Consider the following 24,328-nt stretch of genomic DNA (forward strand, 5'->3'; position numbering starts at 1 on the left):
AAAAACCCCAGACTTGCGTCTGGAAAGAAGGGGAAGCGATACCGGCCCGGTCGGGATAGACTCGCGCGTGGCGCTCGCCCTGCGGGTCGCCTGCGGCGGTCCAAAACGGCAGGCCGTTTTGTCGAACCCTGTCGAGGCTTCTCATCTGTCCCGTCATCGGTTAAAAACAAAAACCCCAGACTTGCGTCTGGGGTTTTTGTTTTTAATCTGGCGGTGAGGGAGGGATTCGAACCCTCGATACGTTTTCACGTATACACACTTTCCAGGCGTGCTCCTTCAGCCACTCGGACACCTCACCGGATTGTTACCTCAAGGGCAACGGGGCGCTACTATAGGGAGTCACCCAGTTATGGTCAAGCAGTATTTCAGGCTTTTAAAACGTCTGGCTAACAGTTGTTCGACCTGAACAGACGTGCGTCAAATTACCGATAAAAAAAGACCACCGCGTATGCGGTGGTCGGGATAACAGAGACTGGCTGAATTAGTTCAGCAGGGATTTGATGAAACTGGCCAGCTCTGCGTTGGTACTGTTGGCGAAGAAATATTCCTGGAATTTCGGACCAGCGATAGCGCCTTTAACCAGATCCTGATCCAGACCTTTCAGAATGGTGATCAGATCGTTGTAGGTCACTGCTTTTACTGCATCCAGGATTTTCTTGTTGCGCTGTTGCGGAGCAACGCGATCGCTCGGGTAACCACGGCCACCTTCTTCTTTGAACAACTGGGTGAACAGGTTTTCCAGGTTCAGTTCAGCACCCCAGCCAAAGCCTTTGGCGTAAGGCAGAGAAACGGCATTACCGTTATTGATCTGAGAGAACAGGTAAGCGTCAGACGGGTCAACAACCAGACCACAGATTACACCCGGGAAAGAGTTACAGGCCAGCATCGCACCCTGACCCGTACCACAACCTGTAACCACGAAATCAGCGGCACCGGAGTTCAGCAGGATAGCAGCCAGAATACCGTTCTGGATGTAGGTCAGCTGTGCAGCGTCTTCAACAGCATATTGACCGTAGTTGTGTACGGTGTGACCCATCGGTTCAACGGCTTTGGACAGAGCAGCCGCGATAATCGCGTTTTTTGCCGCCTGGCTGTTCTCGTTAATCAGTGCAATTTTCATGTTCGTTCCTTTAAGTGTGCGGACAACTACATTTTTTAAAACACTATTTCATTTCAATTGGCCCAGTATACCTTGCTCATCAGAAACCGCAAACCACCAGAAACCGGAATTGATCGCAAAAACGTGACCTGCTCGACCATCTCGTGATGACCGATGCTGCTGTGATGTGTTGTGCGAATGGGCTGGGTTGCCGGACGGCGTATTTAATGTGCAAACGGCACATGGTAAGGGGGTAGGTGTCAGGTATAACAGAAATAGTAATAACAAAACGCGGCGTTATCGCCGCGTTTTTTCTATTCATCTCATCGCTATCGATAAGCGACGCGGAATTAGAATGTGCTGGTATCTTTGAACAGGCCGACTTTCAAATCGGTTGCTGTGTAGATCAGGCGACCATCAACCAACACTTCGCCGTCGGCGATGCCCATGATGAGCTTACGGTTGATAACGCGCTTGAAATGGATACGATATGTCACTTTTTTAGCGTTCGGCAGCACCTGCCCGGTGAACTTCACTTCGCCTACGCCCAGCGCTCGACCTTTACCTTCGCCGCCCAGCCAGCCGAGATAGAAACCAACTAACTGCCACATTGCATCCAGACCCAGACAGCCTGGCATCACCGGGTCACCGATGAAGTGGCAACCGAAGAACCACAGATCAGGATTGATATCCAGTTCTGCTTCCACATAGCCTTTTCCATGCAGACCACCGTCTTCGGTCATAGAGATGACACGATCCATCATCAGCATGTTGCCGGCTGGCAGTTGTGGCCCTTGTGGCCCAAACAGTTCACCGCGTCCGCTGGCGAAAAGATCTTCTTTTGAATAGGAATCGCGTTTGTCTACCATGTTTCTATAAGCCCTGTTTTTGTGGAGCAGGCAGGTTAGCGTACAGATGTACGCTGAGCAAGTCTGTTGCTTCTGGCCCAACCAGTTTCTTCAACGGAAAAACCACGGAAAGCGACGCCGTTCCGGTGGCGCCAACTGCGCGATTCGTTCACGGATCGCTGCCAGCAGGCTGGGTTGATGTTCATCGTCGTAAGGTATCTGCGTCAACAACGTCAGTGCTTCGGCAACCGAATCCACGACGTAGATATGGAACTGATCGTTGCGCACAGCATCAACGACGTCCGGCAACAGGCATAAATGACGTTGATTGGTCGATGGGATGATTACCCCTTGCTTACCTGTCAGTCCGCGACGTTGGCATACTTCGAAGAACCCTTCGATTTTTTCGTTAACGCCACCAATCGGCTGTACATGCCCAAACTGGTCGACGGAACCGGTCACAGCCAGTTGTTGATTGATAGGGCATTGCGACAAGGCACTCACCAGCGCGCTAAGTTCAGCCAGTGACGCACTATCGCCATCGACCTCACCATAGGACTGTTCAAACACGATCGAGGCAGAAAATGGCAGCTGTTGCTCGAGTTCCAACTCGGAAATCAGAAACGCCTGCATGATCATCATACCTTTAGCATGCAGGTTGCCACCCAATTCGGCCTTACGCTCGACATCGGTGAGTTCGCCATCGCCGGGATGGACCACGCAACTGATACGGGCCGGCTCACCAAACATCAGCGGGTAGCCAGGGTATTCCAGCACCGACAGGCCGTTGACCTGGCCAATCATGTCGCCTTCGGTTTCGATCAGAATCTGGCCTAATTCGATTTCATCCTGCATGCGCTCGGACAGATATCCTTCGCGCCAGCGGCGTGCCGTCACCGAATCAATAAACGCTTGCCCGGTAATTTCTTCCTGGCGCGTATAGAGAGCCGCGTGTTTGAGCTGGTGAGTTAACCATTGCGGACATAACGGCACATTACCCTGATCGCCGCTATAGCGAACGGCCAGTGAGAACAGTTCCGGCCAGGCGTCGGCAGACAGCAACGGCAACTGATTTTCCAGACACAATGCGTTGATGTAAGAACACCAGTGCACCATATCTTCCGGCTCGATTAATTGCAGCTGCGACTCAAATTCACCATAGATCGCCAGTTCGCCCAGTTCTGGTTCCATATCGTGGATATCGCCCAGACTGTCACGATCGCCGAGCACGACCAGACGCAGGTCGACCGGCATCGGCGGGATCTCTACCGGTAACGGTCGTCGCTCATCGGGAGACAACCAGTGATATTGACCATCGATGATAATTTGCTTAAGCCGCAACCACATCAGCGGCTGGGCCAGCAATGTCCGTGCGGACAGTATCAGGGTACCGCCGTTGACGCGATGGAGCAGGCCGGGTTGCAGGCTGATGTCATCTTTGTACATCCGTACACAGCCAAATAGCTGTTCCGGTTCGATCCACTCCTGATAGCCGCAGCGCAACGTAGCCGCAAAATTGTCATCCGGATACTGGGCTGGCTGAATGCTGATCTGACGTCCATCAATATGATAACGATAGCCAGATAGCGTTTCTGGCTGCCGTGCAGGCAACTGCGCGATGGCATTGGCAATCAAAGCCAGATAGGCATTATTCTCCTGTGCCTTCAGCAGCATAAACTGCGAAGGTGAGCGGGGATGGCAAAAAATCGTCAGCGCATCAGCAAGCCGAGGTTGCACCGCAGAGAACTCAGCGGGGGCAAGTTGGGCTGCCTGGGAGAATAACGTCTGATATGGCGTATGATCGGGCAGCAGGTGCTGCCATTCGAGTCGGTTATTGGTCAAAGTATCTGCTGTAATCGTTTAAAGGAAAAGCGTAATTATACAAGAATTCTCAAGGCTGCATACGTGCAGAGGCGGGAGAGGCTAACAAGAGAGCATTCAGGGCCTATTCTGGGTGAAAAATAGCCAGACAGGGATTGCCTGTAGTGGGAATATCGGGCAACAATGGGGGCAAGTTCAGGCACGTTACACGGTCACTAAAGAATAATGTATGAAATATCAACAACTAAAAAATCTTGAGTGCGGCTGGAAGTGGAAGTACCTGGTTAAAAAACATCGTGAGGGTGAGCCTATAACGCGCTTTATTGAGCAAAGTGCAGCTGATGAAGCCGTCAACCGGCTATTGAAAATGGAAAGTCAGCCGGTGCTGGTACTGGAGTGGATTGCGCAGTGCATGAATCCCACTCTGGAGAATCGCATGAAGCAGACGATTCGAGCCCGGCGTAAACGGCATTTCAACGCGGAACACCAGCACACCCGTAAAAAATCTATCGATCTCGATTATCTGGTGTGGCAACGTCTGGCAGCGCTGGCGCAGCGTCGCGGTATTACCCTGTCGGAAACTATTGTGCAATTGCTTGAAGACGCAGAGCATAAAGAAAAGTACGCCAGCCAGATGTCGCTGCTCAGACAAGACCTCCAGGCCTTGCTAAATCAGCCACCGGAAAATGACGTTTCTGACTGAAACATATCGGTGATAACGCGCTATTTCATAAGTTAAGTTCATCGATTAAGCAGGGGTTACTCGTTAAGCCGCGTTAATGCGTTATCCCTGATGTTAGCCTTCTCTGTGCACGCGGTGTTCCATAGCAGACTTCAGACCTCATCTCCGAGAGTACCGGGCAGTTCCGCATACCAACACATTTCCACATGCTAACTGATTGCCCTGAGACTTAAATTATTTTGGGTACAATAATTAAAAAAATGAAAAAACGATGACGACCGGAAAACTTAATGGCCAGGTGACACCAATTAATATGGCGGCTAAAAAACGCATGATTAACGAATTATCTTTGCTCATAAAAAAAGTAAATATCATCGAGACCGAAAGGCCCAGGAAATAGAGGGTTCTGATCATTTCCCACAGGTGATGGTGTGACACATTTACTTCCTTATGGTTGCAGGGGCGCGTATTCTATGCCGTTAAAATTTTACGATCAATCGATTAACCGACCTGAGTGATGCCTGTGTGGACATACCGGCGGGTAAACCTTGCCACACGGCCACTCAGCGAACATCACCACTGTCGTGGCAGACTCTCACTATGCGTGCCTGAGTGCCGGAAAAATGTTAACAGCATGGAATGCCGCTGCTGTTGGGCACTCAGCCGTAAAATTTACTTTGTAATAATATTACACAGAGTCAGATTTTATTTTTGTCAGATATGTCAAAGAATACAAATCCGGAATAGTCTGAGCTGCGTTTATCCCTTTTTTAGATAATTATTTATTTTCAGGCAAAGTATAAAACGCAATGTGTGGCTGTGATAAAACTCGCTACTCACGGTGTATAGTCAGGATACGTTTAAAAAGCGGATGCGTTAAAAAGAATAAAACCGAGATCTATATCACATCAAAAACACGTATTTTTTATGTTTTTTTGTTATTTATATGACGATTATATTAATTTTTTGTTTCAGTATGGACTTTACTAAAGGACTGGCATAGTTTGGGACTTTATCCTGCCAGAAAGGTAATGAAATGAGTGAGATATCCAGTCTGTCACTGAAAATCCCATCAGAGCTGAAAGAAAAGATCAAAGCTGCCGCGTTGGAAAACGAGGTTTCTATCAGCGCTGAGGTCAGTGCCCGTTTGCTGAGAAGTTTTGATATCGAAGATCATGCCCATGACGCTGATGAGGCAGAGATCGTTGATAGCCAGAACACGGAAGAGATCGTCGAACAACCGCTGACAGCGAAGGAAATCAAGAAACTTCGCCAGTTGCTAAAAGGCAAAGGAACATCCAGGAAGAAATAATCCGTGCCTTGCATGCTGTATCAGCCTTAAGTGGTACAGCATTTATCTTGTTTTTCTCGATTGAGTTTGAGCCCCCGCTTTCCCTGCCTGCTTCATCAATACAGCCGCCTTATCCCCGTATGCTTGATAGCAACAGCGTCGTTGCAAAGAGAAGGGTAGCCTGAAGGAACTTTTACCTGATTCGGACTACTCAGTTTTCATCAACTGTTGTTAGCACAGGGTGTCGTGTGTATTGTTCGCTATGATCTGATGCCGATAGTCGACCACGCCGGTTCCAGTAAGGCATGAGAGATGACGAAGGCGAACAAACAGCATCCAGTGTATCTGAATAAAGCTGGGTGCCGTTTTGCCAGGTGTTCGCCTGAAAAATAAACATTGCGCTATCTTTCCAAAAAAAACCGAATATTTTCCTGCTCTCTTGCAGAGAAACGTGTGTTCCTATGAAAAGTATTTTCGGATCAAAAATATTGCTTAAATAGACAGTCACATTATTTATAGCGTAATGATATGGAAAATTTTGTAAGATTTTCCTGTCAACAACAACAATGCACTTACTATTCTTTTTATAATATGAAACAATCCACCATCGGTGTGATTTCATCACAGAGATGACGCTGATAATGAGGATGGCAGGACGCCGAATCCGATTATTGCAATCAATATCTAATAGATATAACTGTGCCATGTTTCAGACTTAACACTAAACCATGCAGGGTTGCTTTAGCGACGGATTCATCGCAGGAAATGATAATCATGGAGGATAATGTGATTTCCAGACATAAAATATACGGTAAATGTACCCACTGTACCAACCGAGACATATTAAAGCCCGACTTTCCCCGATGTGCATTTCCCCAATGTACATTGCATCACACAGATGCTGTCACCTGTCGCTCAGGTAAGAGATCAGTGCTGTTATCTTACTTCTCGTTCTTTCTATATGGGGATATATCCCAAATGGGTATATATCCAATACAGTGATATACCTCAAATAATTTGAAAGTCAGGACAAAATGCGTACGCGCCACGCGGGGTACTTTAGGGCAAGTTCAGGCTGAAGTATGGCGTGTATAGAGGGGGAACCCATGATTCATACAGCCAAAAGAATGAATCTGCCAAGGTATGGGATCGGGTAAATATACATTATTTACCAATCGGTTTATTGGATTGTAAACAAAAGGATTTTATTAAAGGGGCTCATAATGAATTTTTCTAATTTAAAAATAGGCTACAGACTGGCAATCGGATTTTCATTTCTTATTGTTATGCTATTGATTTCAGGTGCTGTGGCATTAAGTAAATTGAGCGATTTTAACCAAAAAATGGATTATACCGTCTCTGACCTTTATCCGTTGACAGCAAAAGGAAATAAGTTGGTTGATGAGCTGAATAATGCGTTGCTGGGGCAACAGTTTGTTTTAATGTCAGACTCCGCGGCGGATATTCAAAAGCAGAATGAAGAGATTAAAGCGCACTCTGCGGAAATTACGACTTTACTGAATGAATTGAATAAAGACGTTAAAGATGCTCACTCTATTGGTTTGCTTAAAGATATCCAGCAGATTCGCAGCGAGTACACCTTGTCAGCGAATAAGTTGATGGACCTGGCTAGTCGTGGGAACAAGCGTGAAGCTATGGCTGAATTGATGGGCGTCTCACAGGCGTTGCAGAAAAAATATAAAAGCAAAGTTGCCGACTTCATCAATTACCAGGATAGCCAAATGATTGGCGCACAGGATATGGTGCAAACGAGTTACAACGAAATTCGTATGATGCTGTTGATGGTTTTTATCATCAGCATTGTGGCTGGCGGGCTGATCGCCTGGGGGATTACCCGTAGTGTGACGCGGCCGTTGCAGGAGGCGCTCACACTGGCAGAGAAAGTTGCCAAAGGTGATTTAACGTCTGAAGCGTCGGTGTGCACACAAGATGAAACCGGGAAGTTATTGCACGCACTGTATGGGATGAATGACAGTTTGTGCAATATCGTCAGTCAGGTTCGTGAGGGCGCTGAAACCATCTCTTCTGCTGCCTCGCAGATTGCATCAGGCAATCAGGATTTGTCCGCCCGAACAGAGGAACAGGCCAGTTCGCTGGAAGAAACCGCCGCGTCGATTGAACAACTGACCGCGACTATCAAAAATACGGCGGCCAATACGGAACACGCCGCGTCACTGGCGGGACAGGCTTCTGATATTGTGCGTCAGAGTGGTGAAATGATGGTGGACGTCACCCGGGAGATGCGTGAAATACGCGATGCTTCCCAACGCATGGCTGAAATTATCGGGGTTATCGACAGTATTGCGTTCCAGACCAATATTCTGGCGCTGAATGCTGCCGTGGAAGCAGCCCGGGCAGGCGAACAAGGGCGAGGGTTCGCGGTAGTGGCCAGCGAAGTTCGGGCTCTGGCACAACGCAGTGCGAATTCGGCCAAAGAAATTAAAGAGCTGATTGATAACTCGGTGCAGAAAGTGCAGGACGGCATGTCGCTGGTGGAAAACACGGAGCACACGATGGGGGCGGTGATTGATAATGCGCACAACGCCGATAGTGTGATTACGGAAATCGCGAGAGCCAGCCTGGAGCAAAGTGAAGGCATTAATCAGATAAACCTGGCGATCGGTCAGATCGATACGACGACGCAGCAGAATGCTGCTCTGGTAGAGGAATCCGCAGCAGCAGCATTATCGCTACAGGAGCAGGCACAAACGCTGGCGAAGACCGTCAGTGTATTCAAGCTGAACAAGTCGGGCACGGAGAAAGGGACGATACGGCGCGAATCAGCAGGAAAAGGGCTGGCGCTGACCGGGTTGCCGGGTACAAAAAACGCGAACGTGTCTGATACCCCAGAATGGGTAACGTTCTGATCAATGATTCATTGCCGATGCAAATAAAAACCGCAGCGACACGATGTCGTACTGCGGTTTTTTTACAGCCCAACACCGGTATCACTGGAGTGTACCGTGGTGGTTAATGATTTTTGCGATCTTGTCAGACCGGATAATTACCCAATGCGCCGATGTTGCGACCATCGCCAGATATCGGCCACTAAAAACAGTATCAGACTGACTCCCATAACGGGCAGGCTAACCATCAATACGCCTGAAATTATCAGCACCAGCAGCCGGAGAGGCACAGCCAATTGTAAGAACGCCGTGGTCAGAGTCTGTGCCGGGTTGCGGGTGGACGTATATGTTGGACGACGTATCCACCACATGCGATATCCCCAGGCAATCAGACAGCAGAGTCCGAGCCCAAAAGCCGCGAGCAACAGTTGGTTGGGCAGGCCGAACAGCACGCCCATGTGAGCGTCAATGCCCCAGCGAGTCAGTTTGGCGGCCAATGGATAGTCAGCAAAACGGACGGTATCCATGACATGGAACGTTGTTGGGTCAACGGCAACCGCATCAACCTGTGTAGGCCATGTTCGATCAATTTCACTAACAGTCCAGGCACGTTGGGGTTTGAGTGATGGCCGAATCTCTATTTTCCCCGCATCAATACCCGCGTCTCTGGCAGCGGCCAGCACGTTATCGAAGGTCTGCGGTGTGACAGAGGAGGGTATCGCAGGCATCGGCATCATGTGATGTTCTGCATGTGGTGACGCTGGCGTGTTCGGCACCGTATCCAGATGGGTATTCACCGACGGGGTTTGCCACCCCAGTACAGCGCGAAGCTGGGCAACATTGTCGCCTGCCCAGCGTGACCAGGTCAGGCCGGTTGCTGAGAAAAAAAGCAATCCAAGCAACAACAGCAAACCAATAGTCGAGTGATTGCGGCGCAATCCCTGACGCAGTCGGACGGGACTTTGACGCCCGCTGGTGGGGCGACGGCGTAAACGGGGCTGCGCTTTGCGGGTCGAGATCCAGATATAACCCCCTCCCAGTGCGGCAATCCATAGCCAGGAAGCCGCCAGTTCGCTGTAATGACGGCCAATATCGCCCAGCAACAGGTTGCGATGTAGATAATCCAGCATGGTGCGAAACGGTAAAATACCGCTGGTGCCGTAGACAGTCAGGGCACCACGGATATCAAGAGATACCGGATCCACAAAAACCGCAAAACTTTCGGAAGGGCCGAGTTCTGGCAGTGAGTACATCACCCGCGTCGTCTGTCCAGCGCCGGGGGCGGGGCGAACGGCGGTCAGCCGGGCATATTGTGCCTTATTACCCAATGCCTGCGCTGCGGCGGTAATCTGTTGCGACAGCAACTGCGGAGTTCCTGTGGTATCGGTAAATAACTGGTGAGAATAGAGTTTTGTTTCAATCTGAGGGGTTAGCACATAGAGCGTACCCGTCAGGGCCGCAATAAAGATGAACGGGCCAACAAATAACCCAATGTAAAAATGCAAACGCATCAATAATGCCTGCACCGCGACGCGTTGAGAGCGAACCAGATTGTCGCGACTCGCATCCTGCACGGGCGACACATCCGTGAGCGTTTCTGCCTGATGGGCATAGGGGGTGGCTGTTTTTGACTCGGACATAACATCTCCGTAATAGCATAAGCCTGCCGCCGACAGCGGATATCACTGCGCTTGTTGGCGGACATGGGTGTTCAACGGCATCTGAAGTCACCTTCTCATTGGTGAACTCGGCCGTAAGTAATGCGGCGTGATGGCACGCTTTATGAACACAGTCGTTTTTATCACCGGGCGATTTATAAGGGGGGCGCGCGCGGTAACGGCGGCAGGAAACGTAGAATATAAGGCGATGAAAATGTAGGGCGAGGTGTCTGCCAGCGGGATAGCCAGACAGCATGGACTGGTTGGAGTGCACCAGATAGTGCCAGCAGCGGTAAATGTGACAGCAGGACACAGTAACCACAGGCTGCATGATCCTCCATCCCCATTTCCCCGTGTGACATCGGGGTGATAGGCGAATGAGCAGAATGCGCAGGGGGCGTAGACATACTGTGGCGTTCATGATGACCCGGCATGGGGGCCATTGCTGACAGTAAAGCGGGATAGGGGGTTTGAACGAGATGGCTATTTCGCAGCGATTGCGAAATGGGCGGAGCCAAAAAGATCATGACAAGGGCCAATATCCCAAGCCAGGCAGGGAGGCGTCGTTGTCTCAGTTCAAACAGGGACATGCGTTACATGCGATGCTCAGAAAAAGGCAGAATGGGCGACACTGTACCCGATCAGTCGGTTAGGGTTAAGAAAATGTTCTTTTTTGATCTCGTTCGGTGAAAAAATTGCGCTCTGTTTTCCATAAATCGCCGTTTAATGCCTGTCGGAGCCAGAAGTTTCTTGCTACTGCCGTCATGTGAGAGGAAAATTTACCCTCGTTTCTCAACGGATGATTCCTAGGCATTTCTGGCGTCATATCCGTTATGGTTTTTCATCTTGAGGACGTGGTTTATCGCTGAAGTAGGTCGATGTTGTCTAAACGGTGACCTATTATGATGAACCATTCTTTTCTCAAGTTGTCGGAAAGCTAACTTATCCATTAATATGGGTTTTAGTTGATTTAGGCACACATACAGGGGGAGATGTGCTGGTTAATAAATTTAGGGTTAAGCAGCGTGTTGCTAATCTTCGCTGGGTTTCAGCGGCGGTCATGTTGTCTCTGACATCATTGCACGCCTGGGCTTTTTCCATTGATGATGTGGCGCAAAAGGCGGAAAAGCTGGCTGAAAAGGGTTATGAAGCGCCAAAGAGCAATCTTCCAGCCCAGTTTCGTGACATGAAATTTGCCGATTATCAGCAAATTCGCTTCAACCAGGACAAATCCTACTGGAATTCAGACCCAACGCCTTTCAAACTGCAGTTCTACCATCAAGGTATGTATTTTGACATTCCGGTCAAAATCAACGAAGTGACTGCCACTGAAGTCAACGAAATCAAATATTCTACGGATTACTTCGATTTTGGCTCGGTCAACCATGACCCGGCAACCGTGAAAGATCTGGGCTTTGCTGGCTTCAAGGTGCTTTACCCAATCAATAAAGCGGATAAGAACGATGAAATCCTCAGCATGCTGGGGGCGAGTTATTTCCGTATCGTTGGTAAAGGGCAGGTGTATGGTTTGTCTGCCCGCGGGTTGGCTATCGACACGGCATTGCCTTCCGGTGAAGAATTCCCGCGTTTTCGCGAATTCTGGATTGAGCATCCGAAACCGGAAGACAAGCATCTGGTGATCTATGCGTTGCTGGATTCTCCGCGTTCTGTTGGTGCCTACCGGTTTGTGCTTTATCCGGGCAGTGACAGCATGATGGACGTGGAAGCCAAAATCTATCTGCGTGACAAAGTGGGTAAATTGGGCGTAGCGCCGTTGACCAGTATGTTCCTGTTTGGGCCAAACCAGCCATCGCCGACGCTGAACTACCGCCCGGCGCTGCATGATTCCGATGGTCTGTCGATTCATGCCGGTAATGGTGAGTGGATCTGGCGTCCGCTGAATAATCCCAAACACTTGTCGGTCAGCACTTATACCATTGAAAACCCGAAAGGCTTTGGTCTGCTGCAACGTGGCCGTAACTTCTCCGGTTATGAAGACTTGGACGACCGTTATGACCTGCGTCCAAGCGGTTGGGTTGAAACCAAAGGCGACTGGGGTAAAGGCAAAGTTGAATTGGTAGAAATTCCGACTGCGGATGAAACCAATGACAATATTGTGGCTTTCTGGACACCGGAAAACCTGCCAGAAAAAGGCAAGCCGCTGGAAATGAAGTACCGCCTGCATTTCACCCGGGATGAAGAAGCACTGCATTCGCCGGAACAGGCTTATGTCATGCAAACCATGCGTTCGACGGGTGATGTGAAACAGTCTAACCTGATTCGTCAGCCGGATGGCACCATCGCATTCCTGGTTGATTTTGCCGGCGGCAAAATGAAGGATCTGGATCCGAATACGCCGGTCGCGTCGCAGGCCAGTATTGGCGACAACGGCGAAATTGTGGAAAACAGTGTTCGCTATAATCCGGTAACACATGGCTGGCGTCTGACACTGCGTCTGAAAGTGAAGGACAACAAGCAGCCGACGGAAATGCGAGCAGCGTTGGTCAATGGTGATACCACATTGACTGAAACCTGGAGCTATCAGCTGCCTGCTAATGAATAAATCAACTGCTTCCCTCGAGTATATCGAGAAATTACCTCTGCCTGCCGGGCAGGCAGAGGCCCTTCGTGAGACGCTGTCTTCGTCTCAGGATCTGTCTTCCTTGCATCAGTCACTGTCTGACGGTTCTGCTGTCAATATGCAGTCGCCGGACGATGTTCCGTTGGTTTCTGTGTCGCGCCGTCTGGAAATGGCGTGGGAAGATGGGCTCAATGGCGGTAAGCAACTGGGCAAAGATCGTGAAGGTCGTACCGCATTGCAGGCTATGCCGCGTATTACCCGCGCTTCCATGTTCCCCGATGCCTGGCAGACGAACCCAATGGTACGCTGGTGGGATACCTTCAAAGGCCGCACCAAACCTCCTCGTCATCAGTACAAAACGGCAGAGGAAAACGAAGCGGAAAACCGCTGGCGTAAGGTGGGAACGCTGCGTCGTTATATTCTGCTGGTGTTGACCCTGTTTCAAACCGCGATTGCTACCTGGTATATGAAGACTATTCTTCCTTATCAGGGGTGGGCCTTGATCGATCCGTTTGCGATGGTCCATCAGGATGTCTGGCGCACCATCATGCAATTGCTGCCTTATGTGCTGCAAAGCGGAATATTGATCCTGTTTGCGATACTGTTCTGCTGGGTCTCCGCCGGTTTCTGGACGGCGCTGATGGGCTTCCTGCAGTTGCTGATCGGTAAGGATAAATACAGTATCTCATCGACAGTCACCGGGAATGAGCCGTTGAACCCGGCGCATCGCACGGCATTGATTATGCCTATCTGTAATGAAGACGTAGAACGCGTTTTCGCAGGTCTGCGGGCGACCTATGAGTCGGTGGCGGCTACCGGTGATCTGGATCATTTTGATATTTATGTCCTCAGTGACAGTAATGATCCGGATATTTGCATCGCGGAACAAAAAGCGTGGATGGATTTGTGCCGCGAAGTCGACGGTGCGGGTCGTATCTTCTATCGTCGCCGTCGTCGTCGTGTGAAGCGTAAGAGTGGCAACATCGATGACTTCTGCCGTCGTTGGGGCAGCCAGTACAGCTATATGGTGGTGCTGGATGCGGACAGCGTGATGAGCGGGGAGTGCTTAACATCACTGGTTCGCTTGATGGAAGCCAATCCAAACGCCGGGATTATCCAGTCTGCGCCGCGTGCATCGGGTATGGATACGCTGTATGCCCGCTGCCAGCAGTTTGCTACCCGTGTTTATGGGCCGCTGTTCACTGCCGGTCTGCATTTCTGGCAGTTAGGTGAATCCCATTATTGGGGGCATAACGCCATCATCCGGTTGAAACCTTTCATAGAGCATTGTGCGTTGGCGCCGTTGCCAGGTGAAGGGTCTTTTGCCGGCTCTATCCTGTCGCATGACTTTGTCGAAGCTGCGCTGATGCGTCGTGCCGGGTGGGGCGTATGGATAGCCTATGATTTACCGGGCAGTTATGAAGAATTACCGCCTAACCTGCTGGACGAATTGAAACGCGATCGTCGCTGGTGCCACGGCAACTTGATGAATTTCCGCCTGTTTCTGGTCAAAGGCATGCACCCGGTACACCGTGCGGTATTTTTGACGGGGGTGATGTCTTACCTGTCTGCGCCGCTGTGGTTCATGTTCCTGGCGCTTTCTACAGCATTGCAGGTGGTACATACGCTGATGGAGCCGCAGTATTTCCTGCAGCCCCGTCAATTATTCCCGGTGTGGCCGCAGTGGCGTCCGGAACTGGCGATAGCGTTGTTCTCAACAACACTGGTGTTGCTGTTCCTGCCCAAGCTGCTGAGTGTCATTCTGGTCTGTGCCAAGGGGGCTAAGGCGTATGGTGGTTCGATAAGGTTGTGTACTTCACTGCTGATTGAAATGCTGTTTTCCGTCTTACTGGCGCCGGTGCGTATGTTGTTCCATACCGTATTTGTGGTCAGCGCATTTCTGGGGTGGTCAGTACAATGGAAATCGCCACAGCGTGATGATGACGCAACGCCCTGGAGCGAGGCTTTCGCCCGCCATGGCTCTCAGTTGCTACTGGGTTTGGTATGGGCTGGCGGCATGGCATGGCTGGATTTGCGCTTCCTGTGGTGGCTCGGACCTATCGTCTTCTCGTTGATTCTGTCACCGCTGGTTTCTGTATTGTCCAGTCGTGCCAACCTTGGTCTGGCGTGCAAACGTGGTAAGTTTTTACTTATTCCGGAAGAGTCCAACCCACCGCGAGAGCTGGTGGCGACCGACGAGTACTTCCGCCGCAATCGTGAGCGCAAGCTGGAGCATGGTTTTATGCATGCGGTGTTTGATCCGTCAGTCAATGCGTTAGCCAGTGCCATGGCAACAGCACGTCACTGCCTGAGTAAGCCGATTGAGGATATGCGTGAACAGCGCGTGAATGACGCACTGCACCGTAACCCTCAGGAGGTTGATGGCAATTTGCGTCTGGCGTTGATTAGCGATCCGGTGACATTGGCTCGCTTACATCATCGGGTCTGGAGTCAGGCGGATGCGTACAGTAACTGGCGAAACCATTACCAGACGCTTGCTGCGCCGGTGATTAAAAGCGAATAAACTTGCGTAAGTCAGTGAAAAAGCAACGGCCAGTCCGTTGCTTTTTTTATGCCCATCGTATGTCCGAACGTGATGTTTTCAGCGTCATTCCGCTTCGGATATCGGTTCCCGGTTTGATTTACGGCGCAAAGAGAGCCAGGAGTAAAATGCGTTGATCATCACAACGCTGGCCGTTACCAGGAATACGGCTCTGAACCCAAAACTTGCAGAGACGCTGGCACCTAACAAAGGACCCGTCACATTGCCGACATCGCGGAATGACTGGTTATAGCTGAATATCCGCCCGGCGACCTGGTGAGAGGAGTGATAGATAAGTAGTGTTTGCACCGCAGGCAGTAATGCGCCATCAGCCGCACCCAGCAGGAAACGTAATGCCGCCAGTTGCCAGGGCGATTGCACGAACGCCATGGGGATCAGCAACAAGACCGACAATATCAGCATGGCTACCAGAATCCGCTCCGGACCAATCTTGTCGCCAAGTTTTCCCAACCGGGGGGCGCTCAGGAGTGCTGAAACCCCCGGAATAGCCGCAATCGCGCCACTGATAAACGCCAGATTGTCGGTCTGGCCTGCCAGTTCTCGTACATACAGGGTCAGTATCGGCGCAACAGAGCCGGTTGCTACCTGAATGATCAGAGTGGTGACGAACAGGCTCATCACCAGCTGAGGGTTTTTCAGTGAAACCATGACCTGGTGCCCGCTGAGCATGTCTTTTTTCCTGACAGGCTCAATGCGTTCTCGAATGAAAAAGAAGGTAACCAGAAAGCAGATAAACAGCACCACAGCAGTAATGAAGAATACGGGGCGTAAACCGAAGGTATCGGCCAGATACCCTCCGAGTAGCGGGCCAAGCAGCGCACCACCGACCGCGCCGGTAGACAAGGTTCCCAGTGCCCAGCCACTGCGATTACGGGGCACTTGTGTGGCGATCAACGCATTGGCATTCGGCACAAATCCGCCCAAAACACCCAATGCGGCTCTGAGTAACAAAAACTGCCAGATATTCTGCACCAGGCCCATTAGCGCCATCACTATCGCCATCCCCAGAGCAGAGCGTAATAACATCAATTTTCGCCCTTTGCGATCGGCAAGACGCCCCCAGAAGGGGGATGCGACGGCTGAAAATAGAAACGTGATGCTGAACACTACACCTGACCAGAGATTTAACGCCTCATGGCCCTGTATACCCAGTTGTTCGACGTAAAGTGAAAGAAAAGGCATGACCAAACTGAAGGCCGCCCCGGTAAAGAAACATCCCAACCAGGCAATGTAGAGGTTGCGTTTCCAGTCAATCGGAGCGGTATCGTCCATCGTGTTTCCCTGGCTGGTCGTAGCCAGCACGTGATTTAAAAAGCGCTCAATAGAGCGAAGGTTCCCCGTCAGGGCGTGTTTTAAAACGGCGATGCAGCCACATGTATTGGTCCGGTGCCAGCAGAATATTTTCTTCAACCAGCCTATTCATCCAGGCAGCGGTGGTGGCCTCATTTTCCAATGGGATATCCAGTTGGGCAGGACGAATGAGCAGTTCATAACCCTTGCCATCCGGCAAACGGCGGGGGACGAACGGCACAATAGCTGGTTTTGCCGCACGGGCTAGCATATAACTACCAACCGTTGTTGCGGCATGTTTAACAGCAAATAAAGGAACAAACACGCTACTGCGTGGACCATAGTCATGATCGGGGGCGTACCAGATAATCTCGCCTTGCTTGAGCGCACGGATCATGCCTTTTACGTCTTTTCGGTCCAACATGGATTTGTTAGAGCGCATTCTTCCCCAGGTTTGCAGCCAGTCGATCAGTTTGTTGTCGTTAGGTCGATAAACACCGATGCCGGCGTTTTGTATGCCAAAGATACGGGCCCCTAATTCCAGGGTAAGGAAATGCAGGCCAATCAGTAACACACCGCGCTGTTGTTCTCGCAGCGGTCGCATGTGTTCTAGTCCGGTTACCGTAAACCAGCGCTCCACCCGCCAGTCTGGCCAAAACCAGGCCATACCGGTTTCCATGACGCCCATTCCGACGGATTCAAAATTTTTCTTAACCAACGTCTCCCGTTCCTCCGTCGGCATATCCGGGAAGCAAAGCTGCAAATTCCGATGAGTGATCGCGACGCGGCGTTTCAGTATGCGCATTGACAGCCTTCCCAACCCAGTGCCGATGCGATAGATGAGAGGATAGGGTAACAGTACCAACAGATAGAGTAGCGCGATACCTGTCCAGGTCGGCCAGTAGCGTGGGTGTAGCAGCGAGCGATTGAAGGCGGGGATTTGAGTCATAGCGTTAGTATTAAAAAACGGCGAATAATACGCCGACGGTTAATGGAGTTATTTGCGTTTTCCAACAGAGCAGCCAAAGGCAACGTTTTTGAGAAGAAAACACGTGTGTGTTTTTATCCGCAAATTCAACACGGTATTTATCATAGCATCTGTGAAATACAGGTTTTAACGTTTGATGACATTAGGGCGGGAGTCAACATTGCGCCAGCGATCCCCGCACGGTGACGGCGGGGATTATTGGCTGTCAGGAGGTGAACAATCCTTTGGCGTAGTGAGGCTCACAGCGCCAGAACTGAGGCGGTACGGTGACGTTTTCTTTCAGTCGGATCGCGGCATGCCATGGCCAGCGAGGATTAAACAACATGGCACGGGCAAGGGCTACCGCGTCCGCTTCTTCGGTCGCAAGAATAGCTTCCGCCTGCTCAGGCTCCGTAATCAACCCGACGGCAATCGTCACCAGCCCCGTTTCCTGACGAATCTTTTGTGCGAAAGGCACCTGATAGTTGGGAGCAGGCTGGATGTGTTGCAACGGCGATAGTCCACCGCTGGAAACATGAATATAGTCACATCCCAGTTGACTCAGCACGTGACCAAGCTCAATGGACTGTGCCAAATCCCAGCCGCCTTCAACGGCATCCGTGGCGGAAATGCGAACACCGACTGCTTTATGCGGTGGAAACACCTCTCGTACCGCCATATAAACCTCACGCAGTAACCGTATCCGATTGGTCAGTGAACCACCGTATTCGTCGTCACGCTGGTTGGATAGCGGCGAGAGAAACTGGTGCAACAGATAACCGTGTGCCGCATGGATCTCTATCAAATCGAATCCCAGTCGGTCTGCCCGTTTGGCTGAGGCGGCAAAGGCATCAATCAGGTTTTTGATTTGATCATGGCTCATGGCGACCGGCACGGTGTCATCAGGGGCATAAGGCAATGCCGAGGGCGCGACGGTTTGCCAGCCACCTTGTGTGGGAGACAGGAAGGCCCTGTTAGCCCAAGGGGCATCGGTTGAGGCCTTTCGGCCAGCATGGCCGAGCTGAATACCCAACGGGATAGTGGAGTGCTGACGGATTCCCCGGATGACGGGTGCTAAAGCACGTTCGGTATCGTCATCCCACAGGCCGAGATCGTGTGGTGAGATGCGTCCTTCCGGTGCCACGGCGGTGGCTTCAAGAATCAGTAAGCCCGCGCCGGAATGCGACAACGTGCCCAGGTGCATCATGTGCCACTCTGTGGCTTTGCCGTCTTTTGCGGAGTACTGACACATGGGTGCGATGATAATACGGTTTGGTAGCGTCAGGTTTCCCAGTGCCAATGGACTGAACAGCTTGCTCATGAAGATAAACCCTCATCTAAGATAAATTCAGCACACCATGCCAGAGTGGCTGCTGTGTCTGAACTACGGATTTCACATTCCGATATCCCCGTCGTTCACTGACAGCATGCTGTCCCTCCTGTATGATGCGACGGAAATTTATTGGTTACGCAACATCGCGTTCATATCATCTTAACGCCATTCACCTCAATAAAAACAGGACAGTACACCATGCCAGTGTTACATAACCGTGTTTCCAATGAGGAACTGAAAGCGCGCATGCTCGCTGAAGCCGAGCCGCGAACGACAGTGTCCTTTTACAAGTATTTCCAACTAGATGAGCCACAGGCTTTTCGTGACGCACTGTATGTCGCGTTTGAGCAGGCTCGGGTATTCGGCCGCGTCTATATCGCCAGCGAGGGGATCAATGCGCAGATAAGCGTCCCTGCCAGTCGGTTTGAGGATTTTCGTACCGCGTTGTATGGCGCGCATCCGGCATTAAACGGCGTTCGTTTGAATATTGCACTGGAAGATGACGGTAAGTCATTTTGGGTATTACGCATGAAAGTGCGGGATCGCATTGTTGCCGATGGGATTGACGACGCCAGTTTCGATCCAACACGGGTAGGGCAGTACCTCAAGGCGGAAGAGGTTAACCGGATGGCCGATGACCCCGACACCTTGTTCGTGGATATGCGTAATCATTACGAATATGAGGTTGGCCATTTTGAAAACGCGCTCGAAGTGCCTTCCGATACATTTCGTGAGCAATTGCCGATGGCCGTCGATATGCTTGCAGAAGCACGTGATAAGAATATCGTGATGTACTGCACCGGCGGGATTCGCTGCGAAAAAGCCAGTGCTTATATGCTTCATCATGGCTTCAGGAATGTTTACCATGTTGAAGGCGGCATTATTGAATATGTCCGTCAGGCTAAATCCCGCGGGTTACCACTGAAGTTTATCGGCAAGAATTTCGTGTTTGACGAACGGATGGGGGAGCGGGTATCCGATGATGTGATTGCGCATTGTCATCAATGTGGGGAGCCTTGTGATACTCACGTCAATTGCAAAAATCAGGGATGCCATTTGTTGTTCATCCAATGCCCGACATGCGCAGAAAAATATGCGGGTTGCTGTAGCAGCGCGTGTCAGGAAGAAACACGGTTGCCGCTTGAAGAGCAGCGTCTGCGTCGCAAGAATCGTGAAATCAGCATGAAGATTTTTAACAAATCGAAAGGGTTGCTGAACACCACATTGGGGATTCCAGCACCGGAAAAAGAACCCAGAAAAGACAAATAATCAGAGTGAAAATAAGTGCAGGGCCTGTAAGAGCCCTGCATTAGCGATTATTTCTGACGAACACCTTCGATAGAGATAATCAGTTCTACTTCCTGAGACGCTGGGCCAAGATCGGTTGTGATATTGAAATCTTTTAGCGCCAGTTTACCTTTCGCCTCAAAACCAGCACGGTACCCGCCCCATGGGTCATCACCTTTGCCCATCAGTTTGGCATCCAGCGTTAAGGGTTTGGTGACACCGTGTAATGTCAAATTACCGGTGATTTTTAATATATCCCCATCTTTCTGAACGCCGGTTGAGACAAATGTTGACTGAGGGTATTTGTCAGCATTTAACAATTCAGCACTACGAATGTGTTTGTCGCGCTCTGCCTGATTGGTATCCACACTGTTGGTATTAACTGTCACGTTCACTTTATCCGCTGCGGGGTTATTTTCGTCGAACGTAAATGTCCCGTCGAAGTCTTTGAATGAACCGTAAATCCAGCTATATCCCAGATGTTGAATCCGAAATTGAATAAACGCATGTTGCTCTTTCTTGTCAATTTGATAATCGGCAGCAGAAGCCGGGCCGGTCCAGGAGAACAGTGATGCCAGGGTGACACCCAGCAGAAGCATTTTTTTCAGCATTGGTATTTTTCCTTAAATTCCAAAATGAATTAATCAACATGTCGACCAGACATGCGTTTTAGCGTTACATCACGATCAATAAAATGATGTTTTAGTGCCGCGAGTGCATGTAAAACCGATAAAACGACAACCGACCAGGCAAGATATAAGTGAATCTTGCCAGCAGTATCAGCCTGGTTTTGAATACCACTTAGCGTCGCAGGGACGGAGAACCAGCCAAAAACAGAAATAGCCTGACCTTCAGCCGTGGAAATCAGATAGCCACTAATAAGAATACTAAATAACAGTAAATACAGAAAGATATGCGCTGCCGTAGCACCGACACGGGTTAACGTTGAATAGCTTGAAAGCGCTGGAGGCGGTGGGGAAAGCCAGCGCCATATAACGCGGAAAAACAGGGTCAGAAACAGCAGTATGCCTATCCCCTTGTGTATTTCCGGTGCGTTGTGATACCAGGGGTTGTAATATCCCAGTGTGACCATCCACAGTCCTAAGGCAAACATACCATACACTGTTATGGCACTGACCCAGTGCAGGAGTACACTGATATATCCATATCGGGTTGATGTATTACGCCAAACCATTATTGAAATCCTTATCATTTACTGGCAACTGTTACAGGAACATAACTATACGGAATCGTAAAATCAATATAAAAATAGCATATTCAAATCAGCTGGATAATATTTCAGTGTTTTTGAATGTGTGTTTGTATTTTATTCAAATGGGTTGCTTGAGTGTGGTTTGTTATTTTTATGATTTTTTATTTTTTAATAAATAAATTGGATTTATCTTAAAATACATTATTTATTTTCTGGTTGTTTTATTTTGATTTTTCTCTTAACAAAGAAATAAGAGAATAAATTATTGGTCTGGTGATGATAACGGTAGGACACCGCTCAGGGAGCGGTGTCCGGATGGTGAAAAATAGTGGTGAATGATGATAAATATAAAAAGTGTTAATGCTTAAGGTAGTCAATCAGTTGGCAGTCTTTTGATTCAATTTTGGCAATGCCAGCCTCCAGGATAGAGATGAGCTGTTTTGCCACATCGGTGGTCAACCATAATGTGCGATCGACCTGGGCTTCGTCCGGCGCCTGGTCCTCCATAGCGAGGTAATGCAGACGGATCATCATCGCGTCATAACTGTCAACGGTACTGATATCCCAACCCACAAGCGGGTGCGTTTGAATAATCTCATTTTTTCTGTCCATAAATACCCCTTATTGACTAGTTACTACCGTGAGTGACTAAACGAGGTTTAAGACGGCTCTTGTAGCTGAGCAATATCAGTATATCTCTGTCGGATTCATTTATGGAAATTAAATGTAAAAAAAACTCAAGTGGATGTTTCGATTAATTATCCAGCAGAATGAGGGGAATGAATTGAACAAAAATAGTACAGTGCGTTAATGTAAGATGGCAATGCATCACCACATCTTTAGCGAAAAAAAGAAAGGCCGGACGAGATGTCTGGCCGTTGGGTAACCAGTGCGAATAGAAAAAAGGTATTACTCGCTCTGAACAAACCAGTCCTCAGCGCTTTCCCAGGTTTCCTGCAGGATTTCCGATATTTTCTCTTTGTCGTCTTTACTGCCGCCAAAAATGCTCAGGTTATTCGAGGCGGCATAACGGATGCTCACCGGGGTATCCGGGTAAATGTCATGAACCCGGTGGCTAAGCTCATGGGTTAATGCTTCAAGTGCGCCAGTAGGCAGTAGGGTGGTTTTTGCAATAGTCAGTTCAATACGCATGGTTGCCTCCTTTTTACTGTGATTTTATACAGCAAAAAGAAAAAGGCAACAACATGGATAAAAAATAACAACATGGATGAAAATGTAACGCGCGGCCTTCACATGACCGCGCGCCGCCCGCTATCAGACGACAGACCAGTTCAGGCTCTGTCCTGCAAGGAATGGAATAATGCATTCTTCACCTGTCACGATCTCTTCGGGAAATTGCACCGGCTGGCGGTGTAATTCCAGAGTATCTTCATTGACGGGCAATCCATAAAAACGCGGGCCATTCAATGAGCAGAATGCTTCCAGTTTATCCAGCGCATTCAACTCCTCAAATACCGTGGCGTAAGCGCTTAATGAAGCCTGAGCGTTGAAAACACCAGCACAACCGCAGGAGGACTCTTTACGGTGTTTCGCGTGGGGGGCGGAGTCTGTGCCAAGGAAAAACTTCTCACTGCCTGAGGCAACGGCTTCACGTAATGCCTGTTGGTGAATGTTACGTTTAAGTATGGGCAGGCAGTACAAATGTGGGCGGATACCACCGACCAGCATATGGTTACGGTTAAACATCAGATGCTGTGGGGTAATGGTGGCAGCGACGAAGCGATCGGCTGCTTGCACATACTGGGCGGCTTCGCGGGTGGTGATATGCTCAAACACCACCTTCAGTTCTGGGAAGTGCTGGCGCAGCGGCTCCATGATTTGCTCGATAAAGCGGGCTTCGCGATCGAAGATATCGACTTGTGGGTCGGTGACCTCACCATGAACCAATAGCGGCATACCCAGTTTCTGCATCGATTCCAGTATGGGGTAGATGGTTTTGATATCGGATACACCATGGCTGGAGTTAGTGGTGGCATGAGCCGGGTAAAGTTTAGCGGCAGTAAAAACGCCTTGCTGGTAGCCGGAGATAATTTCGTTTTTATCCAGTGATTCTGTCAAATAACAGGTCATCAGTGGCTGGAAGGTGTCGCCAGCCGGTACGGCAGACAAAATCCGTTGCCGGTACGCCTCTGCCTGGGCGACGCTGGTAATGGGCGGTGTCAGATTCGGCATGACAATAGCTCGGGCGAACAGGCGGCTGGTGTAAGGCAGCACGGCTTTGAGCATCTCGTCATCACGCAGATGAAGGTGCCAGTCGTCAGGGCGACGAATCTTCAAAATAGTCGGCAAAGGGGTCATGAAACGCTCCGCGGTCAGTAAATAACGCCCCTGAAGCAGGGGGAAATACGGCGGGGAATAAGCATAAGCGGAAAGTGTAGTGAATGCATCCGTTCGTTGTGAAAAGGTTGAAATTAGCTTGTTATTGGCGTTTTATGGGTGAATATTCAATCTGTTGCTATATCAATGGAGTATTGTGATGGAAATTCGTATCGTTGCCAGTGTTCAGGCCAAGCCGGAATTTATCAATGAGGTTGCCGCTGCGGTTCGTCAGGTGGTTGCACCGAGCCGTCAGGAAGAGGGAAATTTGCAGTATGAACTGCATGAAGAGTTGAACAAAAGCGGCTCATTCGTCTTTTTTGAGCGCTGGAAGAGTCAGCAGGCCATCAGTGAACATGAGCAGACCGCGCATTTCCGTGCGCTTGTCGCGCAGTTGGAAGGCAAAGTAGAGAGTATGGATATTAAATTATTGCAGCCAGTAGCATAAAAAAATGCCCGTCATACAGACGGGCATCGAATCACCATCAGCA

Annotated in this window: 22 protein-coding genes and 1 tRNA gene; 7 read left to right on the top strand and 16 right to left on the bottom strand. The window is 49.9% G+C overall.

Going from position 1 to position 24,328, the window contains the following annotated elements:
- Window positions 1-208 precede the first annotated feature (208 nt).
- The 4 genes from DZE2538_RS06945 to DZE2538_RS06960 all read right to left on the bottom strand — a co-directional run bounded on the left by DZE2538_RS06945 (window position 209) and on the right by DZE2538_RS06960 (window position 3,789).
- A tRNA-Ser gene (locus DZE2538_RS06945) sits at window positions 209-298 on the bottom strand.
- A 183-nt stretch (window positions 299-481) separates the two neighbouring features.
- Window positions 482-1,120 carry an RpiB/LacA/LacB family sugar-phosphate isomerase gene (locus tag DZE2538_RS06950; RefSeq protein ID WP_038915946.1) on the bottom strand — a complete coding sequence of 213 codons (639 nt, stop codon included), beginning with the start codon at window positions 1,118-1,120 and terminating at the stop codon, window positions 482-484.
- Between the two features lie 329 nt (window positions 1,121-1,449).
- On the bottom strand, window positions 1,450-1,968 hold the full coding sequence (fabA, locus tag DZE2538_RS06955) for a bifunctional 3-hydroxydecanoyl-ACP dehydratase/trans-2-decenoyl-ACP isomerase (protein WP_038913710.1): 519 nt from the start codon (window positions 1,966-1,968) through the stop codon (window positions 1,450-1,452).
- A gap of 90 nt (window positions 1,969-2,058) precedes the next feature.
- Entirely contained in the window at window positions 2,059-3,789 is a 1,731-nt protein-coding gene (locus DZE2538_RS06960) for an AAA family ATPase (RefSeq protein WP_038915949.1), read from the bottom strand.
- Between the two features lie 208 nt (window positions 3,790-3,997).
- Between DZE2538_RS06960 and matP the strand changes: the two genes are divergently transcribed.
- Window positions 3,998-4,471 carry a macrodomain Ter protein MatP gene (gene matP, locus DZE2538_RS06965; protein ID WP_038915950.1) on the top strand — a complete coding sequence of 158 codons (474 nt, stop codon included), beginning with the start codon at window positions 3,998-4,000 and terminating at the stop codon, window positions 4,469-4,471.
- Window positions 4,472-4,702: 231 nt separating this feature from the next.
- On the opposite strand, the gene DZE2538_RS20255 is transcribed toward matP, so the two are convergent.
- Entirely contained in the window at window positions 4,703-4,888 is a 186-nt protein-coding gene (locus tag DZE2538_RS20255; protein ID WP_019846082.1) for a GhoT/OrtT family toxin, read from the bottom strand.
- A 598-nt stretch (window positions 4,889-5,486) separates the two neighbouring features.
- On the opposite strand from DZE2538_RS20255, the gene DZE2538_RS06970 reads away from it, so the two are divergent.
- Window positions 5,487-5,762 (top strand): hypothetical protein, encoded by a 276-nt coding sequence (locus DZE2538_RS06970; protein ID WP_012884257.1) that lies wholly within the window; start codon window positions 5,487-5,489, stop codon window positions 5,760-5,762.
- A 190-nt stretch (window positions 5,763-5,952) separates the two neighbouring features.
- Here the strand turns inward: DZE2538_RS06970 and DZE2538_RS20815 are convergent, their stop codons facing one another.
- Window positions 5,953-6,447, bottom strand: a complete 495-nt coding sequence (locus DZE2538_RS20815) for a hypothetical protein (protein ID WP_152486132.1) — start codon at window positions 6,445-6,447, stop codon at window positions 5,953-5,955.
- Between the two features lie 517 nt (window positions 6,448-6,964).
- On the opposite strand from DZE2538_RS20815, the gene DZE2538_RS06975 reads away from it, so the two are divergent.
- Window positions 6,965-8,629 carry a methyl-accepting chemotaxis protein gene (locus DZE2538_RS06975; RefSeq protein ID WP_038915951.1) on the top strand — a complete coding sequence of 555 codons (1,665 nt, stop codon included), beginning with the start codon at window positions 6,965-6,967 and terminating at the stop codon, window positions 8,627-8,629.
- A 137-nt stretch (window positions 8,630-8,766) separates the two neighbouring features.
- Here DZE2538_RS06975 and DZE2538_RS06980 read toward each other — a convergent pair whose 3' ends face one another.
- The gene (locus tag DZE2538_RS06980; RefSeq protein WP_038915952.1) at window positions 8,767-10,248 is read right to left on the bottom strand and encodes a PepSY-associated TM helix domain-containing protein; all 1,482 of its coding nucleotides are present in this window, start codon (window positions 10,246-10,248) and stop codon (window positions 8,767-8,769) included.
- A gap of 173 nt (window positions 10,249-10,421) precedes the next feature.
- Window positions 10,422-10,856 carry a DUF2946 family protein gene (locus tag DZE2538_RS21465; protein ID WP_080638964.1) on the bottom strand — a complete coding sequence of 145 codons (435 nt, stop codon included), beginning with the start codon at window positions 10,854-10,856 and terminating at the stop codon, window positions 10,422-10,424.
- A gap of 470 nt (window positions 10,857-11,326) precedes the next feature.
- Between DZE2538_RS21465 and DZE2538_RS06985 the strand changes: the two genes are divergently transcribed.
- Both DZE2538_RS06985 and mdoH read left to right on the top strand, forming a co-directional pair.
- Entirely contained in the window at window positions 11,327-12,829 is a 1,503-nt protein-coding gene (locus DZE2538_RS06985; protein WP_102802721.1) for a glucan biosynthesis protein G, read from the top strand.
- On the top strand, window positions 12,822-15,371 hold the full coding sequence (gene mdoH / locus DZE2538_RS06990; RefSeq protein ID WP_019846086.1) for a glucans biosynthesis glucosyltransferase MdoH: 2,550 nt from the start codon (window positions 12,822-12,824) through the stop codon (window positions 15,369-15,371). The genes DZE2538_RS06985 and mdoH overlap by 8 nt, the downstream gene beginning before the upstream one ends.
- Window positions 15,372-15,455: 84 nt before the next feature.
- Here mdoH and mdtG read toward each other — a convergent pair whose 3' ends face one another.
- From mdtG to DZE2538_RS07005, 3 genes are all read right to left on the bottom strand, one after another.
- Window positions 15,456-16,682, bottom strand: coding sequence for a multidrug efflux MFS transporter MdtG (gene mdtG / locus DZE2538_RS06995; protein WP_038915953.1), 1,227 nt, complete (start codon window positions 16,680-16,682; stop codon window positions 15,456-15,458).
- Window positions 16,683-16,728: 46 nt separating this feature from the next.
- Window positions 16,729-17,649, bottom strand: a complete 921-nt coding sequence (locus DZE2538_RS07000; RefSeq protein WP_023640145.1) for a Kdo(2)-lipid IV(A) acyltransferase — start codon at window positions 17,647-17,649, stop codon at window positions 16,729-16,731.
- Window positions 17,650-17,893: 244 nt separating this feature from the next.
- The gene (locus DZE2538_RS07005) at window positions 17,894-18,988 is read right to left on the bottom strand and encodes an NADH:flavin oxidoreductase/NADH oxidase (protein ID WP_023640144.1); all 1,095 of its coding nucleotides are present in this window, start codon (window positions 18,986-18,988) and stop codon (window positions 17,894-17,896) included.
- Window positions 18,989-19,198: 210 nt separating this feature from the next.
- On the opposite strand from DZE2538_RS07005, the gene trhO reads away from it, so the two are divergent.
- Window positions 19,199-20,269 (top strand): oxygen-dependent tRNA uridine(34) hydroxylase TrhO, encoded by a 1,071-nt coding sequence (trhO, locus tag DZE2538_RS07010; protein WP_023640143.1) that lies wholly within the window; start codon window positions 19,199-19,201, stop codon window positions 20,267-20,269.
- A gap of 47 nt (window positions 20,270-20,316) precedes the next feature.
- Here trhO and DZE2538_RS07015 read toward each other — a convergent pair whose 3' ends face one another.
- From DZE2538_RS07015 to pyrC, 5 genes are all read right to left on the bottom strand, one after another.
- Window positions 20,317-20,898 (bottom strand): YceI family protein, encoded by a 582-nt coding sequence (locus DZE2538_RS07015; RefSeq protein WP_019846090.1) that lies wholly within the window; start codon window positions 20,896-20,898, stop codon window positions 20,317-20,319.
- A 29-nt stretch (window positions 20,899-20,927) separates the two neighbouring features.
- Complete coding sequence (locus DZE2538_RS07020) at window positions 20,928-21,482, bottom strand: cytochrome b (RefSeq protein ID WP_019846091.1); 555 nt, start codon at window positions 21,480-21,482, stop codon at window positions 20,928-20,930.
- Window positions 21,483-21,857: 375 nt separating this feature from the next.
- Entirely contained in the window at window positions 21,858-22,112 is a 255-nt protein-coding gene (gene bssS, locus DZE2538_RS07025) for a biofilm formation regulator BssS (RefSeq protein WP_038915954.1), read from the bottom strand.
- A gap of 297 nt (window positions 22,113-22,409) precedes the next feature.
- Window positions 22,410-22,652, bottom strand: a complete 243-nt coding sequence (gene dinI / locus DZE2538_RS07030) for a DNA damage-inducible protein I (RefSeq protein WP_038915955.1) — start codon at window positions 22,650-22,652, stop codon at window positions 22,410-22,412.
- A 123-nt stretch (window positions 22,653-22,775) separates the two neighbouring features.
- Window positions 22,776-23,819, bottom strand: a complete 1,044-nt coding sequence (gene pyrC, locus DZE2538_RS07035; RefSeq protein WP_019846094.1) for a dihydroorotase — start codon at window positions 23,817-23,819, stop codon at window positions 22,776-22,778.
- 178 nt (window positions 23,820-23,997) lie between these two features.
- On the opposite strand from pyrC, the gene DZE2538_RS07040 reads away from it, so the two are divergent.
- Window positions 23,998-24,285 carry a putative quinol monooxygenase gene (locus tag DZE2538_RS07040; protein WP_023640140.1) on the top strand — a complete coding sequence of 96 codons (288 nt, stop codon included), beginning with the start codon at window positions 23,998-24,000 and terminating at the stop codon, window positions 24,283-24,285.
- Window positions 24,286-24,328: the final 43 nt, after the last annotated feature.

Source organism: Dickeya zeae NCPPB 2538, assembly GCF_000406165.1.
Taxonomy (GTDB): Bacteria; Pseudomonadota; Gammaproteobacteria; order Enterobacterales; family Enterobacteriaceae; genus Dickeya; species Dickeya zeae.

Bases quoted from the DNA above. Each gene is read 5' to 3' on its own strand.
- DZE2538_RS06950 (WP_038915946.1), bottom strand. From the start codon at position 1,120: ATGAAAATTGCACTGATTAACGAGAACAGCCAGGCGGCAAAAAACGCG.
- fabA (WP_038913710.1), bottom strand. From the start codon at position 1,968: ATGGTAGACAAACGCGATTCCTATTCAAAAGAAGATCTTTTCGCCAGC.
- matP (WP_038915950.1), top strand. From the start codon at position 3,998: ATGAAATATCAACAACTAAAAAATCTTGAGTGCGGCTGGAAGTGGAAG.
- DZE2538_RS06970 (WP_012884257.1), top strand. From the start codon at position 5,487: ATGAGTGAGATATCCAGTCTGTCACTGAAAATCCCATCAGAGCTGAAA.
- DZE2538_RS20815 (WP_152486132.1), bottom strand. From the start codon at position 6,447: ATGGCACAGTTATATCTATTAGATATTGATTGCAATAATCGGATTCGG.
- DZE2538_RS06975 (WP_038915951.1), top strand. From the start codon at position 6,965: ATGAATTTTTCTAATTTAAAAATAGGCTACAGACTGGCAATCGGATTT.
- DZE2538_RS06980 (WP_038915952.1), bottom strand. From the start codon at position 10,248: ATGTCCGAGTCAAAAACAGCCACCCCCTATGCCCATCAGGCAGAAACG.
- DZE2538_RS21465 (WP_080638964.1), bottom strand. From the start codon at position 10,856: ATGTCCCTGTTTGAACTGAGACAACGACGCCTCCCTGCCTGGCTTGGG.
- DZE2538_RS06985 (WP_102802721.1), top strand. From the start codon at position 11,327: ATGTTGTCTCTGACATCATTGCACGCCTGGGCTTTTTCCATTGATGAT.
- mdoH (WP_019846086.1), top strand. From the start codon at position 12,822: ATGAATAAATCAACTGCTTCCCTCGAGTATATCGAGAAATTACCTCTG.
- mdtG (WP_038915953.1), bottom strand. From the start codon at position 16,682: ATGGACGATACCGCTCCGATTGACTGGAAACGCAACCTCTACATTGCC.
- DZE2538_RS07000 (WP_023640145.1), bottom strand. From the start codon at position 17,649: ATGACTCAAATCCCCGCCTTCAATCGCTCGCTGCTACACCCACGCTAC.
- DZE2538_RS07005 (WP_023640144.1), bottom strand. From the start codon at position 18,988: ATGAGCAAGCTGTTCAGTCCATTGGCACTGGGAAACCTGACGCTACCA.
- trhO (WP_023640143.1), top strand. From the start codon at position 19,199: ATGCCAGTGTTACATAACCGTGTTTCCAATGAGGAACTGAAAGCGCGC.
- DZE2538_RS07015 (WP_019846090.1), bottom strand. From the start codon at position 20,898: ATGCTGAAAAAAATGCTTCTGCTGGGTGTCACCCTGGCATCACTGTTC.
- DZE2538_RS07020 (WP_019846091.1), bottom strand. From the start codon at position 21,482: ATGGTTTGGCGTAATACATCAACCCGATATGGATATATCAGTGTACTC.
- bssS (WP_038915954.1), bottom strand. From the start codon at position 22,112: ATGGACAGAAAAAATGAGATTATTCAAACGCACCCGCTTGTGGGTTGG.
- dinI (WP_038915955.1), bottom strand. From the start codon at position 22,652: ATGCGTATTGAACTGACTATTGCAAAAACCACCCTACTGCCTACTGGC.
- pyrC (WP_019846094.1), bottom strand. From the start codon at position 23,819: ATGACCCCTTTGCCGACTATTTTGAAGATTCGTCGCCCTGACGACTGG.
- DZE2538_RS07040 (WP_023640140.1), top strand. From the start codon at position 23,998: ATGGAAATTCGTATCGTTGCCAGTGTTCAGGCCAAGCCGGAATTTATC.